At 71.7% G+C, this 14,601-nt stretch carries 12 protein-coding genes; 8 read left to right on the top strand and 4 right to left on the bottom strand.

Annotated features, from left to right (window positions below; genetic code table 11):
- Nucleotides 1-83: 83 nt before the first annotated feature.
- Nucleotides 84-1,910, bottom strand: coding sequence for a long-chain fatty acid--CoA ligase (locus B5M43_RS07215; RefSeq protein WP_055991700.1), 1,827 nt, complete (start codon nucleotides 1,908-1,910; stop codon nucleotides 84-86).
- Between the two features lie 164 nt (nucleotides 1,911-2,074).
- Here B5M43_RS07215 and B5M43_RS07210 point away from each other — a divergent pair, with 164 nt between their 5' ends.
- Both B5M43_RS07210 and B5M43_RS07205 read left to right on the top strand, forming a co-directional pair.
- Nucleotides 2,075-2,830, top strand: coding sequence for a 1-acyl-sn-glycerol-3-phosphate acyltransferase (locus tag B5M43_RS07210; protein ID WP_055992000.1), 756 nt, complete (start codon nucleotides 2,075-2,077; stop codon nucleotides 2,828-2,830).
- Between the two features lie 43 nt (nucleotides 2,831-2,873).
- On the top strand, nucleotides 2,874-4,208 hold the full coding sequence (locus B5M43_RS07205) for a class II 3-deoxy-7-phosphoheptulonate synthase (RefSeq protein ID WP_055991703.1): 1,335 nt from the start codon (nucleotides 2,874-2,876) through the stop codon (nucleotides 4,206-4,208).
- A gap of 61 nt (nucleotides 4,209-4,269) precedes the next feature.
- Here B5M43_RS07205 and pknB read toward each other — a convergent pair whose 3' ends face one another.
- Nucleotides 4,270-6,249: a Stk1 family PASTA domain-containing Ser/Thr kinase gene (pknB, locus tag B5M43_RS07200; protein WP_134745665.1), complete on the bottom strand. Its 1,980-nt coding sequence runs from the start codon at nucleotides 6,247-6,249 to the stop codon at nucleotides 4,270-4,272.
- 70 nt (nucleotides 6,250-6,319) lie between these two features.
- Nucleotides 6,320-7,852 carry a LysM peptidoglycan-binding domain-containing protein gene (locus B5M43_RS07195; protein WP_134745666.1) on the bottom strand — a complete coding sequence of 511 codons (1,533 nt, stop codon included), beginning with the start codon at nucleotides 7,850-7,852 and terminating at the stop codon, nucleotides 6,320-6,322.
- Nucleotides 7,853-8,102: 250 nt separating this feature from the next.
- Here B5M43_RS07195 and B5M43_RS07190 point away from each other — a divergent pair, with 250 nt between their 5' ends.
- Complete coding sequence (locus B5M43_RS07190; protein WP_055992003.1) at nucleotides 8,103-8,414, top strand: Rv2175c family DNA-binding protein; 312 nt, start codon at nucleotides 8,103-8,105, stop codon at nucleotides 8,412-8,414.
- Nucleotides 8,415-8,428: 14 nt separating this feature from the next.
- Here the strand turns inward: B5M43_RS07190 and B5M43_RS07185 are convergent, their stop codons facing one another.
- Nucleotides 8,429-9,526: a polyprenyl synthetase family protein gene (locus B5M43_RS07185; protein WP_055991713.1), complete on the bottom strand. Its 1,098-nt coding sequence runs from the start codon at nucleotides 9,524-9,526 to the stop codon at nucleotides 8,429-8,431.
- A 68-nt stretch (nucleotides 9,527-9,594) separates the two neighbouring features.
- Between B5M43_RS07185 and B5M43_RS07180 the strand changes: the two genes are divergently transcribed.
- The 5 genes from B5M43_RS07180 (at nucleotide 9,595) to B5M43_RS07160 (ending at nucleotide 14,597) form a co-directional block, all read left to right on the top strand.
- Entirely contained in the window at nucleotides 9,595-9,984 is a 390-nt protein-coding gene (locus tag B5M43_RS07180) for a DUF3040 domain-containing protein (protein ID WP_055991716.1), read from the top strand.
- A 629-nt stretch (nucleotides 9,985-10,613) separates the two neighbouring features.
- Nucleotides 10,614-11,045 carry a division/cell wall cluster transcriptional repressor MraZ gene (mraZ, locus tag B5M43_RS07175; RefSeq protein WP_055991719.1) on the top strand — a complete coding sequence of 144 codons (432 nt, stop codon included), beginning with the start codon at nucleotides 10,614-10,616 and terminating at the stop codon, nucleotides 11,043-11,045.
- Between the two features lie 119 nt (nucleotides 11,046-11,164).
- Nucleotides 11,165-12,118, top strand: coding sequence for a 16S rRNA (cytosine(1402)-N(4))-methyltransferase RsmH (rsmH, locus tag B5M43_RS07170; protein ID WP_055991722.1), 954 nt, complete (start codon nucleotides 11,165-11,167; stop codon nucleotides 12,116-12,118).
- On the top strand, nucleotides 12,115-12,756 hold the full coding sequence (locus B5M43_RS07165) for a hypothetical protein (protein ID WP_134745667.1): 642 nt from the start codon (nucleotides 12,115-12,117) through the stop codon (nucleotides 12,754-12,756). Before rsmH ends, B5M43_RS07165 begins: the two co-directional genes overlap by 4 nt.
- A gap of 47 nt (nucleotides 12,757-12,803) precedes the next feature.
- Nucleotides 12,804-14,597: a penicillin-binding protein 2 gene (locus tag B5M43_RS07160; protein WP_134745668.1), complete on the top strand. Its 1,794-nt coding sequence runs from the start codon at nucleotides 12,804-12,806 to the stop codon at nucleotides 14,595-14,597.
- Nucleotides 14,598-14,601 lie beyond the last annotated feature (4 nt).

The raw sequence follows: 14,601 nt of genomic DNA, 5'->3' as shown, positions 1-14,601 counted from the left end.
ATCGAGAGTCCCGGCGCGCCAGCGCCGGGCGAGCGATCGCGCACGCACCATGCACTACCCCGCGAAGCGGGAAATAAAGAATCTCAGCCGAGCGAGACGTTGCTGGTCGAGGTCGGCGTGGAGTAGAGCTCATCGATCTCGCGCGCGAAGTCCTTGACGATCTCGGCGCGCTTGATCGACATCTTGGGCGTCAGGTGGCCGGTGGCCTCGGTCCACTCGGTCCCGAGGATGGCGAACTTGCGGATCGACTCCGCGCGCGACACCTTCGTGTTGGCCTCGTCGATCGCCCGCTGCACCTCGGCGCGGACGGTCGGGTTCTGCGCGGCCTGCTCCAGCGTCAGGTCGGAGCTCTCGCCGTGCGTGGCCAGCCAGGCCGGCAGCATCTCGGGGTCGAGCGTCACGAGCGCCGAGATGAAGGGCTTCTGGTCGCCGACCACGACCACCTGGGCGACGATCGGGTTCGCGCGGATGGGGTCCTCGAGCGCGGCGGGGGCGACGTTCTTGCCGCCGGCCGTGACGATGATCTCCTTCTTGCGGCCCGTGATCGTGAGGTACCCGTCGGCGTCGAACGACCCGATGTCGCCCGTGCGGAACCACTCGCCGTCGAACGCCTCGGCGGTGGCCTCGGGGTTCTTCCAGTACTCCTTGAACACGTTGACGCCCTTGACCTGGATCTCGCCGTCCTCGGCCGCGCGCACCGCCACGCCGGGAAGCGCGGGGCCGACCGTGCCGACCTTGCTGAGGCCCGGCAGGTTGACCGTCGCGGGAGCCGTGGTCTCGGTGAGGCCGTAGCCCTCCAAGATCGTGATCCCGAGGCTGTGGTAGAAGTGCCCCAGGCGCGGGCCCAGGGGAGCGGAGCCCGAGACGGCGTACGTGACCCGGCCGCCCATGAGCGCGCGCAGCTTGGAGTAGACCAGTTTGTCGAACAGCGCGAACTTGACCTTCAGGCCCAGGCCGATCCGCTCGCCGTCCTGCAGGCGACGCGAGTGCTCCACGGCGGTCGCGGCGGCCGCACGGAAGATCTTCCCCTTGCCGCCGGCCTCCGACTTCTGCTCGGCCGAGTTGTAGACCTTCTCGAACACGCGGGGGACCGCGAGCAGGAGCGTCGGCTGGAAGGATCCGAGCGTCTTGACGAGGTTCTTGGTGTTGGGCTCGTGTCCGGTCTTGACGCCGGCGTGGATGTAGAGGACCGACATGAACCGGGCGAACACGTGCGCGGTCGTGATGAACAGGACGGTGGAGGCGCCCGGCTGGTGGACGACCTCGCTCAGCGCCTCGGCCGCGTTGCGGGCCGTCTCGACGAAGTTGCTGTGCGTGAGCACGCACCCCTTCGGGCGGCCGGTCGAGCCGGACGTGTAGATCAGCGTCGCGATGTCGGAGCCCTTCGCCAGGCTGCGGCGGCGCTCGATCTCGGCGTCGGGCACGTCGGCGCCGCGTGCGCTCAGGTCGGCGATCATGCCCTCGTCCATGCGCCATACCGACCCGACGAGCGGCAGCTCCGCCTTGACCTGCTGGAACGTGTCGTGGTGCGCGGCCGTCTCGACGATGAGGCCCACCGCGCCCGAGTCGGACAGGATCCACTGCACCTGCGCGGGCGAGCTGGTCTCGTAGACCGGGACCATGACTGCGCCCGCGTAGAACAGCGCGAAGTCGACGAGCGTCCAGTCGTACGTGGTCTTGGCGAGGAAGCCGATCTTGTCTCCCGGCTGCACGCCGGCCGCGACGAAGCCCTTCGCGAGAGCGATGACCTGCCGCTCGAACTCGGCCGCGGTGACGTCGCGCCAGCCGTCGCCCTCGGGGATCCCGAAGATCACCTTGTCGGGCGTGGTGCGGGCTCGCTCGACGAGCAGGTCGGCGACGTTCGCCTCGGGGTCGGCGGGGACGATCGCGGGGGTCGAGAACTCGCTCACGGCAGCTCCTTCGGTACCGGATGGGCAGGCTGGCTCGAGTCTAGTCACGCGGGAGCATCGCGCCCATGCGCGACGCGATCCGAAGGGGCCGCGCGCCCGCCCGCTAGACTTCAGTGCGCGCCGCCGCGAGGGCGGCCGCGGCGGCTCGAAGGGATGTGCTCGCGGTGTTCTACTGGCTGATGAAGTACATCGTCGTCGGGCCGATCGTGAAGGCGATCTTCCGGCCGTGGATCGTCGGCGCCGAGCACATCCCGCCGACCGGCGCGGCGATCCTCGCCAGCAACCACCTGTCGGTGTCGGACTCGATCTTCCTGCCGCTCATGATCGAGCGGCCCATGACGTTCCTCGCGAAGGCCGAGTACTTCACGGGCCGCGGCCTCAAGGGCTGGGCGACGAAGTGGTTCATGAAGGGAACGGGCCAGATCCCGATCGACCGCTCGGGCGGATCCGCGTCGGAGGCCGCGCTCAACACGGCGCTGCAGGTGCTCGGCCGCGGTGACCTGCTCGGCATCTACCCGGAGGGCACCCGCAGCCCCGACGGCATCCTGTACCGCGGCCGGACGGGCATCGCCCGCATGGCCCTGGAGGCGAAGGTGCCGGTCATCCCCGTCGTCATGGTCGACACCGACACGATGATGCCGATCGGCACGACCATTCCGCGCGTCGTGCGGGTGGGCGTCGTGATCGGCGAGCCGCTCGACTTCAGCCGCTACGAGGGCATGGAGAACGACCGCTACATCCTCCGCTCGGTGACCGACGAGATCATGGTGGCGATCCAGCGGCTGGGGCAGCAGAGGTACCGCGACGTCTACGCGTCGTCGGTCAAGAACCAGCTCGCCGCGCAGGCCCGGTCGGCCGCGCCTGCAGACGAGGCGCTGGCCGAGGCGCCGACCGCCGGAGCCGCGTCGCCCGCCGACTGACACGCGGTGCTCGGAGGCCCCGAGACGCCGGTAGCATCGTGGGGTGCGAAACACCGACCCTCTGGACATCTGGCGATCCCTTCCGATCAAGCAGCAGCCGGAGTGGCCGGACTATTCGGAGGTCGAGCGCGTCTCGGCCGAGCTCGCCCAGCAGCCGCCGCTCGTCTTCGCGGGCGAGGTCGACAGCCTGAAGCACCGCCTCGGCGAGGCCGCGGCGGGCCGGTCGTTCCTGCTGCAGGGCGGCGACTGCGCCGAGACCTTCGCGGGCGCGACGGCCGACAAGATCCGCAACCGCGTCAAGACGCTGCTGCAGATGGCCGTGGTGCTGACGTACGGCGCATCCATGCCGGTCATCAAGATGGGCCGCATGGCGGGCCAGTTCGCCAAGCCGCGCTCGAGCGACCTCGAGACGCGCGGCGACGTGACCCTGCCGGCCTACCGCGGCGACATCGCGAACGGGTACGACTTCACGGCCGTCTCGCGCACACCTGACCCCCAGCGGCTGCTGAAGGCGTACCACACCTCGGCCTCGACGCTGAACCTCATCCGCGCGTTCACGCAGGGCGGCTTCGCCGACCTGCGCGAGGTGCACTCGTGGAACAAGGGCTTCGCCGAGAACCCGGCGAACCAGCGTTACGAGGGCCTGGCGCGCGAGATCGACCGCGCCGTCAAGTTCATGGAGGCCGCCGGGGCGGACTTCGACGAGCTGCGCCGCGTCGAGTTCTACACGGGCCACGAGGGCCTGCTGATGGACTACGAGCGCCCGCTGACGCGCATCGACTCGCGCACCGGCACGCCGTACAACACGTCGGCGCACTTCCTGTGGATCGGCGAGCGCACGCGCGACCTCGACGGCGCGCACGTCGACTACTTCTCGCGCATCCGCAACCCCATCGGAGTCAAGCTCGGCCCGACCACCACGCCGGAGACGGCGCTGGCGCTGATCGACAAGCTCGACCCCGAGCGCGAGCCGGGGCGCCTGACGTTCATCACGCGCATGGGCGCCGGGAAGATCCGCGACGCGCTGCCGCCGCTGCTCGAGGCCGTCAAGGACTCGGGCGCCCTGCCGCTGTGGGTCACCGACCCCATGCACGGCAACGGCATCACGACGCCGACCGGCTACAAGACGCGCCGCTTCGACGACGTCGTGGACGAGGTCCGCGGCTTCTTCGAGGCGCACCGCGCCGTCGGGACGTACCCGGGCGGCATCCACGTCGAGCTCACGGGCGACGACGTCACGGAGTGCCTGGGCGGATCCGAGCAGATCGACGAGGCCACGCTCGCGACGCGCTACGAGTCGCTGTGCGACCCGCGCCTGAACCACATGCAGTCGCTCGAGCTGGCCTTCCTCGTGGCGGAGGAGCTCGAGAAGCGCTGAGCGCGTACGCGGAACGCCCCGGATCTCCTCGCGAGATCCGGGGCGTTCGGCTTTCCGGTCGTCAGTCGCGCAGGTCGATCGAGATCTCGACGGTCGTGCCCGCGCGGTGCCAGCTGCCCGCCTCCACCGACTGGGACTTGACCTCGGTGTGTTCGTTCATCGCGATGTTCCAGGGGAAGACCACACCGGCGACTTCGAAGTTCGCGGAGAGCGCGTTCACGGCCTCGTCACGGGTCAGGCCCACGACGTTGGGCACCTCGAACAGCTGCGGCCCGAGCGAGTTGACGATCGTGATCGCATCCCCGGGGCGCCAGTTGCCCTCCTCCGCGCGCGGCTCGACGCGGATGACGGTGTCGGCGGCGACGGTCTCGCTGTACTCCTCGGCCACGGTCACGGTGAGCCCGGCGTCCTCGAGGGTCTTCTGCGCCTCGCCGATCGGGCGTCCGGTCACGTCGGGCAGCGGCCCGAGCGACACGACGAAGTCGGCGGCGTCGCCCTGGTGCGCCGCGCAGCCCTCGAAGCACGGCACGCGCTCCTCCGTGCCGGCCGGGATGATCTCCAGGCCGATGACCTGGTCGTCCGGGGCGTCGGAGTAGAGCTCGAGGTTCTCGGCGTCGTCGTACGAGATGTGCTGCTCGCCGAGCACCCGCTGCGCGTCGGCCAGCGACAGGCCCTCGAACGAGCCGAGCTCGACGGGCGCGGGGCCGGAGGAGGTCACGACCGTGATCGTCTCGCCCTTGTCCACCCGCTCGCCCGCACCGGGCTCGGTGTACATCGCCTCGCCGACCGGCACGTCGAGTGCGGGCTCGGCCCGCTCGACGCCCTCCAGCTCGAGCTCCTCGAGGGCGGCGACCGCCTCGGCGAACGAGAGACCGGCGACCGATGGCACCGCGACCTGGGAACCGGGGCCCGAGCCGAACCACCAGCCGGCGCCGCCCGCGGCGGCCGCGAGCAGCAGCACGAGCGCGACCAGCAGACCCCCGCGGCGGCGGCGCTTCTCCATGCGGTGGCGCAGGCGTGCGGCGTTGTCGCGGTCGTCGACCGCGCCCGTGCCGGGCAGCTCTCCCGTGACCTCGCCCGTGCCGGACAGGCCGCCGGGCAGAATCCGGGTGGCCCCGGAGGTCAGGCCCTCGGCGGGGAGCACACGCGTCTCGAACGCGGCGGGGGAGGAGCTGCGGGTCGTCAGCGGGGCGATGCCGAGCTCGCGCTCGATCTCGCGGAGCCGCTCGAGCATCTCCTGCGCGTCGGACGGGCGCTCATCCGGGTCCTTCTCGGTCGCCCACAGCACCAGCTCGTCGAGCTGCTCCGGCACGCCGGGGTTCTTGACGCTGGGGCGCGGAACGGAGTCGGTCGCGTGCTGGAAGGCGATCTGCATGGGCTGCTCGCCCTTGTACGGCTGCTCGCCCGCGAGCATCTCGTAGAGCAGGATGCCGAGCGCGTAGATGTCGCTGCGGGCGTCGGCCGTGCCGCGCGTGACGAGCTCCGGAGCCAGGTACGCGATCGTGCCGAGCAGCTGCTGGCCTGTCGCGGTGTTGGCGGACGTGGCGCGCGCGAGGCCGAAGTCGCCGATCTTGATGCGGCCGTCCTCGGCCAGCAGCACGTTCTCGGGCTTCACGTCGCGGTGGATCAGACCCGCGCGGTGCGCGGCCGCCAGGCCCGACAGCACGGCGTCCATGATCGTGATGGTCTGCGTCACGGTGAGCCGGCGCTGCTCCTTGAGCAGCTCGCGCAGCGTGATGCCCGGGAGGTACTCCATGACCAGGTAGGCGAGCTCGCCGTCCTGGCCCTGGTCGTACACGTTCACGACGTGCGGGTCCGACAGCCTCGCGGCCGAGCGCGCCTCCTGGATGAAGCGGCTCTGGAAGACGCTGTCGTCGCTCAGGTGCCCGTGCATCACCTTGAGCGCGACACGACGCTCGAGGCGCAGGTCGGTCGCGACGTACACGGTGGCCATCCCGCCGCGCGCGATGCGCGCCCGGACCCGGTACCGGCCGTCGACAAGTCGCCCGATGAGGGGATCGACCTGCTGACTCGTGCTCACGGTTGGATTCTACGTTCGAGGCCCGTGGGGAGCCGGGAACGGCGCACCCCACGGGCCTCTCGAGAGCGGATCAGCCGAGCTGGGCGAGCCAGCCGTACGCGGCGGTCTCCCACTGGCCGTAGCGGTTCGGGAACGCCGAGATCTGCACGGCCTGCGCCGCGTCCGTGAACTCCATGCTCTGCCAGCCGCGGATGTCGAGCAGACCGCGCGTGTTCCCCTTGTTCGGGTTGCTCGGGCCGCCGTAGAAGACGCGCGTCGAGCGCTCGCGGTCGAGGATCTGCGCGGGCGTGCCCCATCCGGCGCTCGGGCGCTGCTGGAACAGGCCCAGCGAGTCGCGGTCGCCGTAGTCGAGGTTGCGGATGTTCGACTCGACCATCGCGGTCGCCAGGGCGATCGCGATGCCGCGGTCCGGCACGCCGAGCTGACGGCCGACCGCGATGATGAGGCGGGCGTTCTCGGCCTGCTCGGCGTCGAGGACGGCCGAGCGCTGGATGCGCGGGTCCTCCTGCGCCGCCGCGGTCGCCGCGGCGGGCTTCGGCGTGGGCGCCGAGAGCTTGAGCTTCTGGCCGGGGTAGATGATCGCGCCCTCGGACAGGCCGTTGGCCTTGAGGATCGTCGCGACGCTCGCGCCGTGCTTGGCGGCGATCGCCCAGAGCGTGTCGCCGGCCTTGACCTCGTGCGTCTTGGCGCCCGCGGGCGCGGCGGCGGGGGCGGGGGAGGTCGCGGCCGCGGGGACGGCCGCGGGGGCCGCGGACGAGCCCGAGACCTTGAGCTTCTGGCCGGGGAAGATCGTCGCCGAGGAGCCCAGGCCGTTCAGCTTGATGAGGGCGGCGACCGTGGTGCCGTGGTTGTGGGCGATGCCCCACACCGTGTCGCCGGCCTTGACCGTGTAGGTGGCGCCCGAGGCGGCCACCGGCTTCGAGGTCGCCACCCCGCGCGAGGCGGAGGCGGGGGCGGCGGGCTTCGCCGCGGCGGGCGCGGAACCCGAGACCTTCAGCTTCTGGCCCGGGTAGATCACGGCCGACTCGCTCAGGCCGTTCGCCCGCAGGATCGCCGCGACCGTGGTCTTGTGGTTGTACGCGATGCCCCAGACGGTGTCGCCGGCCTTCACCGTGTACGTCGCGCCGGACGAGGCGGGGGCGGCGGCGGGCTTCGCCGCGGCGGGCTTGGCGGCCGGAGCGGCGGAGCCGCCCGGCGTGAGGCGCAGGACCTGGCCGGGGTAGATCGTGCTGGACCAGCTCAGGCCGTTCCAGGTGAGCACGTCGATCGTGCGGAGGCCGGCGCGGATGGCGATGCGCGTGACCGTGTCCCCGGGCTGCACGACGTGGGTGGCCGGGCGGGCCGCCGTGCGCACGGACGTCTCGATGCGGGGAGCCGGGGCCGCGGCGATCGCATTCGCGCCGGAGATCTGGCCGAAGGCGCCCGTCGGGGACTGGCCCTCGCGCACGCCGTCGCGCATCTTGATCTCGACCGCGGATGCGGGCGTCGCGCCCAGCGAGAGCGCGATGGAGCCCGCAATGGCCACCGGGACGGTGGTGAAGAGCGAGCGCATGGGCTGGCTGGCGCGAGCGTGGCTGGCGCGCGCGGGCAGACGACGGTGCACGATGGGTCCCCCTCGGATCGACTCCGAACACCGTGACACGGAAGTGATGGCGTGTCAACCTGTGATAACTGCCGTGGTCTGTGTTATGTGCGGGATTGGTGTGACTTATGTGACGGATGTGATCAGGGCGCGGGCGGCCGTGCGTGGGCGCGCGCGGGGGTGAGATAGTTGCTCCGTGACCGCGGACAACTCCTCCCTCGATCAGACCGGCCCCTCGCCCGAGCAGGACGGGCGGGTCGCCACCGAGTGGCTGACGCTCCCCGACGTCGCCGAGCTGCTCGGCGAGACCCCGGGGCGCGTGCGCCGCCTGCTCGACGAGAAGGCCATCGTCGGATCCCGTCGCGAGGGCCCGCTCAAGGTGCCGGCCGTGTTCTTCCTCGACGGCGCGCTCCTGTCGTCCCTGCGCGGCACGCTGATCGTGCTGCACGACGTGGGCTTCAGCGACGACGAGTCGATCGACTGGCTGCTGACCCCCGAGGACTCCATCGGCGTCGCGCCGATCGAGGCGCTGCGCGCCGGCCGCAAGGCCGAGGTGCGCCGCGTCGCCCAGACCCTGGCCTGAGCGAGCGCCGCGCGTCAGGCGCGGCGGTGCGTCGCCGCGCGGGCCAGTCGGCGGAGCTCACCGGCCGCCTCGGGATCCAGCGGCGCCGCCGCGAGGGCCGCGTCGGCCTCGGCGGCGAAGTCGACGATCAGCTGCTCGACCCGGTCCAGCGCGCCCGAGCTCTGGATCGCGCCGCGCAGGGCCGCGACGTCGTCGTCAGACAGCGCCGGGTCCCCCAGGAGCGCGTCGATCCGGGCCCGGTCCGCCGCCGAAGCGGCGGCGCGCGCGAAGGCGACGAGCGCCGTGCGCTTCCCCTCGCGGAGGTCGTCGCCGGCGGGCTTGCCGGTCTCGGCCGGCTCGCCGAAGACGCCCAGCACGTCGTCCCGCAGCTGGAACGCCATGCCCAGGGGATGGCCGAACGCGCGCAGCGCCTCGCGCTGCACGGCATCGGCACCCGCCAGGGCGGCGCCGATCACGAGCGGCTGCTGCACGCTGTAGCGCGCCGACTTGTAGGACGCCACGCGCAGCGCGCGCTCCGCGTGCGCGTCATCCGGGGCCGTGCTCCACGCGGACTCCTCCGCGATGTCGAGGAACTGCCCGACGGTGACATCCCGCCGCATGCGCGCGTACTCGCCGCGCGCCACTGCCGCCGCGGCCGGATCCGACAGCCGCGCGAGAGACTCCTCGAGCAGGTCGTCGCTCCACGCGACCAGCAGGTCCCCCAGCAGCACCGAACCCGCGCGACCGTACGCGGCCGCGTCGCCGCTCCAGCCCGCGTCGCGATGACCCGACTCCAGCGCGCGGTGCGCCGACGGGCGGCCTCGGCGGGTGTCGGAGTTGTCGATCAGGTCGTCGTGCACGAGTGCGGCCGCCTGGAACACCTCGAGCGCCGCGCACACGCCCACGACGGCGTCGCCGTCGACGCCGGACCCCGCGTCCGAACCCGCCACGCCGCGCCAGCCCCACCAGCAGAACCGCCCGCGAAGGCGCTTCCCGCCGTCCAGCGCGGCGATCGCGTGCTCGGTGAAATCGACCGCTTCCGGGCCCAGTTCGCGGGCCTCGTCGCGGCGTCCGGACGCGAAGCTATCGAGCCGCTGGGAGATCGCTTCGACAAGGGGGAGAGGGGCGGCCACGGGTCTAGCCTAGTTCTCCGCCCGGCGACTAGAATGATGGTCAGCCACACCCACCCGAGGGGGACCCGATGCCACTCTCCGAGCAGGAGCAGCGTCTGCTGGATGAGATGGAGCGCCATCTCATGCAGAACGATGCAGATGTCGTCAGCGCGCCCGTGGGCGCGCCGGTCCTGAGCTACCGCAACCTGGTCGTCGGCGCGATCCTCGTGCTCGTCGGCCTCGGCGCGATCGTCGCCGGTATCGCCCTGTGGGGCACGAGCCTCGCCGCGGGACTCGTGCTCGGAGTCGCGGGATTCGCCGCCATGCTCGGCGGCGTGATCTTCGGCGTCACCCCGGTCCGCGGCAGCACCCCGACCACGCGCGCCGGCCGCACCACCGCCGCGCGCGGCAACCGCGGCGGATCGTTCATGGACCGCATGAACGAGCGGTGGGACCGCCGTCACAACGGCGACGGCTGACCCTCCCTCTCGCTCCACCTGAGCGCCGACCTCCGGGTCGGCGCTTTCTTTTTGAGAAGCGGTCGCACGCGTGCGGGCGCCCCTTCGGGGGCCCTTCGCGAGCGAGAACGTCGCTGACGCTCCGTTCGGCAGCGCTTCGCGCTGCGGGGGCCGCATCCGCGGCACGCTCGCTTCGCTCGCACGACGGTAGATCTCGGACTTCAGGTTCGGTCGTTGTTGAGGCGCGCCGGCGCCGCAGTCGAAACGGGCATTCCCCCCCCGGTCGTTGAGCGGAGGCGCGCCGGCGCCGGAGACGAGACGGGCATCCCCCCGGTCGTTGAGCGGAGGCGCGCCGGCGCCGGAGACGAAACGGGCATCCCCTCGGTCGTTGAGCGGAGGCGCGCCAGCGCCGGAGTCGAAACGGGCTGAGCGAGCGAAGCGAGTCGAAGCCGGCATCCGCCCACGCTGGTCGAGCGACTGGACCCGCCGAAATCCCTCCACCGCGCTCCACCGGCGCTCCACTGCGGAATTCCAAGGAAGCCGCGGCGGCGCGCCGGGAAGAATATCGCCGTCCTCTCTAGACAGTGGGGGGAAGTGGAGTAAAGTGGGGGCATCCTCGGGACCGGCCGGACGAAGGGGGGTGAAGGCCGATGCTGTTGGGTACCCACACCCCCAAGCTCGACGACAAAGGCCGCGTCATCCTCCCCGCGAAGTTCCGCGAGGAGCTGGCCGGAGGCGTCGTCGTGACGCGCGGACAGGAACGCTGCCTGTACGTGTTCAGCACGGCCGAGTTCGAGCAGGTCCACGAGCGCGTGCGTCAGGCCCCCCTGAGCAACAAGCAGGCGCGCGACTTCCTGCGCATGTTCCTGTCCGGAGCGAGCGCCGAGACCCCCGACGGCCAGAACCGGATCACGATCCCGCAGCACCTGCGCACGTACGCCGGGCTCGAGAAGGAGCTCGTCGTGACGGGCGTCGGCGCGCACGCGGAGATCTGGGACGCGGCCGCGTGGAACGCGTACCTCGAGAGCAACGAAGAGAGCTATTCGGAGATGGAGCAGGAGGTGATCCCGGGACTGTTCTGAGACGCACCCCCGGTTGTGACTCCCACCCGCAGCCCTGACGCACTTCCCCGGCGCCAGGTCGAGCGGATGGGGATCAGAGCCGGGGGAGCCCCTCGGATCGACACCAGCCCCGACGCATCATGAACCTCCGCGACATCCACATCCCCGTCATGCTCGAGCGCTGCGTCGAGCTGCTCGGCCCCGCGCTCCAGCGCGACGGCGCGGTCTACGTCGACGGCACGCTCGGCATGGGCGGGCACTCCGAGGCGTTCCTGGAGCGCTTCCCGCACATCCGGCAGGTCGGCCTCGACCGCGACCCGGCCGCGCTGCGCATCGCGGGCGAGCGGCTCGCGCCCTTCGCCGACCGGATCACGCTCGTCCACACCGTCTACGACGGCATCGCCGATGCTCTCGCGTCGGCCGGGTACGACCACGCCGACGGCATCCTGTACGACCTGGGCGTGTCCTCCCTGCAGCTGGACGAGGCGGACCGCGGCTTCGCGTACGCGCAGGACGCCCCGCTCGACATGCGGATGGACCCGACCCAGGGCATCACCGCCGCCGATGTGCTCGCGACGTACGGCGAGGGCGACCTGCGGCGGATCTTCGAGCGCTACGGCGAGGAGAAGCTCGCCGGGCGCTACGCGCGCGCGATCATCTCCGCGCGGCAGGAGGCGCCCATCGTGCGCTCGGGCCGGCTGGTGGACATCCTGCAGGCCGCCACTCCGGCGGCTCTGAAGAACGCCGGGCACCCGGCCAAGCGCGTGTTCCAGGCGCTGCGCATCGAGGTGAACGGCGAGCTCGCCGCGCTCGAGCGCGCCATCCCGGCGGCGCTGCGGACGCTGTCGGTCGGCGGGCGTCTCGTGGTGCTGTCGTACCAGTCGCTCGAGGACCGCTTCGTGAAGCGGCTGTTCGCGGAGGCGACCGCGTCGACCGCGCCGAAGGGCCTGCCCATGGAGCTGCCGGAGCACGCGCCGCAGTTCCGGCTGATCGTCAAGGGCGCCGAGCTCGCCGGCGACGAGGAGGCGGCCCGCAACCCCCGCGCCAAGCCCGTGCGGCTGCGCGCCATCGAACGAGTGAGGGAGGCGGCATGAGCGCCGCGAACACGGCCGCCGTGCTGCGCGCGGCGGCACCGCAGCCCCGTCCGGCCCCCGAGCGCGCGCCCGGCCGCCGGCTCCACGCCGTTCCGGCGCCCGCGCCGCGCCGCCGCCCCAAGCTGGGGTACGCGGTCGTCGCGTTCGGCGGCGCCGTGGCGATCGCGGTCGCCCAGATGGGACTGTCCGTGCTCACGACCCAGTCGACGTACGAGCTCGCGGCGCTGAACCAGGAGCGCCGCACGGCGACGCTGCAGGCCCAGGAGCTGCGCGACGAGGTCGCGGGCCTGAGCTCGCCGCAGCACCTCGCGTCCAAGGCCGCGTCGCTCGGCATGGTGATCGACGCCTCGCCCAGCTACCTGCGGCTGAGCGACGGCGCGATCGTGGGCGAGGGCGAGGCCGCGGGCACCGTCTCGACCGTGGATGCCGGCAAGCGCGCCGCGGTCGGCAACGCCCTGCTCGAGCGCAAGCCGGTCGCGACGCCCGTCGCCGGGGGTTCGGCGGAGGCCGGGAAGAAGGCGGCGGCCGCCGACCAGGGCGCTCAGAAGGCCGAGACCGAGAAGGCCGCAGCCGAGAAGGCCGCAGCGGAGCTTCCGCCTCCCCTCACGGAGGGTCTCCCGAGCCCGACCACCCGCTGACCATACGATCCACCCAGACCCACCGCGCCGCACAGCAGGGGAGCCCGATGAATCCGATCGCCAAGCGCTCGGCCCGCCGTCGCACGATGGTCGCCGCGGCTCTGGTCCTGATCGTGCTGGCGGGCTTCGTCGTGCGGCTGATCGACATCCAGGTCGTGCACGCCGACGACCACATCGCGGACTCGCAGCGCACCGGCAACATGACCGGCAGCGAGAAGCTGTGGGGCACCCGCGGCACGATCGTCGACGCGGACGGCGTCGTGCTGGCCAGCAGCACCATGCGGTACGACCTCGCGATCGACCCCGCCCTCGTGGGCGACATCGAGCGCACGCGCGAGGACGGCACGGAGTACACGCAGACGTGGGACGAGCAGGCGGACCTCATCGCGCAGGTCTCCGGCACGTCGGCCGACGAGATCAAGCGGATCGTCGCCGACACGCTCGAGGCAGATCCGGACGCACGCTGGGCGCAGCTCGCGAAGAACCTGTCGACCGCGCAGTACCAGGCGCTCCGCGAGCTCGAGCTGCCGTACCTGGTGTACGACCCCAAGCCGTCGCGGACCTACCCCAACGGCGCGGTGGCGGGGAACCTCATCGGCTTCGAGTCCAACGACGGCGACCCGCTCGCCGGCATCGAGCTCGCGCAGGACTCGTGCCTCGAGGCCAAGGACGGCGAGGTCACGTTCGCGAAGGGCGGGGCCGACGGCATCCGCATCCCGGGCTCCGAGCAGGTGACGCCCGCGGTCGACGGCGGGCAGGTGCAGCTCACGCTCGACTCGGATCTGCAGTGGTACATGGAGCAGATGATCGCCGAGGAGACGCAGAACCAGCGCGCCGTCGCGGGCACCGTGACGGTCGTCGACGTGCAGACCGGCCAGATCCGCGCGGCCGCGCAGTACCCCTCCATGGACCCCAACGATGTGCTGGCGTCCGACCCCACGTACCGCGGCTCACTGATCTTCGGCACCGTCTTCGAGCCGGGATCGACCTTCAAGCCGATCACTGCCGCGATGCTGCTCGAGGAGGGCGTCGCGACGCCCCTGAGCACCACCACGGCCGCCGGCTGGGAGCAGTTCCCCAACGGCGCGCGCGTCGGGGACTCGTTCCAGCACCCGACCTACACCTACACGCTCGCCGGCGCGCTGATCGACTCGTCGAACGTCGCCCTGTCGAAGTTCGGCGAGCTGCTTCCCGACGAGAAGCGCTACGAGTGGCTCAAGCGGTTCGGCATCGGCGGGGGCGCCGTCGTGGGCTTCCCCGGCGAGGAGAACGGCTGGATCCGCCCGGCGTCCGAGTGGGACAACCAGACGCACTACGCCACGACGTTCGGACAGGCCTTCACGGCGACCATCCCGCAGGTCGTCAGCGCGTACCAGACCATCGCGAACGGCGGCGTCCGCGTGCCGCTCAGCCTCATCGAGTCGTGCACCTCGCCCGACGGCGAGTTGACCACGATGGACCCCGGCGAGCCGGAGCGCATCCTGAGCGAGGACACGGCCGAGGACGTGCGCCTGATGCTCGAGAACGTCGGCTTCCAGGGCCCCGTGGCCGAGCAGATCAAGGTGCCGGGCTACAGCATCGCCGCCAAGACCGGAACGGCCCAGAAGACCGACGGCAACGGGCGCTACAAGTCGGGCATCTACTTCACGAGCATCGTGGGCTTCGCGCCCGCCGAAGACCCCCAGTACGTGGTCATGATTACGCTCGACGAACCGAAGCGGGTAACCTCTTCTGCGGCCACGGCGCCCGCCCTGCAGAAGGCCATGGAGTACGTCCTGAAGGACCAGCGCGTCCTGCCGGGGGCCTCCGAGCCCGAGACCAAGCTCCCCAAGTTCAAGTGATGCG

This window comes from Microbacterium sp. MEC084 (genome assembly GCF_004514465.2).
Taxonomy (GTDB): Bacteria; Actinomycetota; Actinomycetes; order Actinomycetales; family Microbacteriaceae; genus Microbacterium.
The sequence above is the reverse complement of the archived record's forward strand: the minus strand, read 5'-3'. Positions and strand labels throughout refer to the sequence as shown.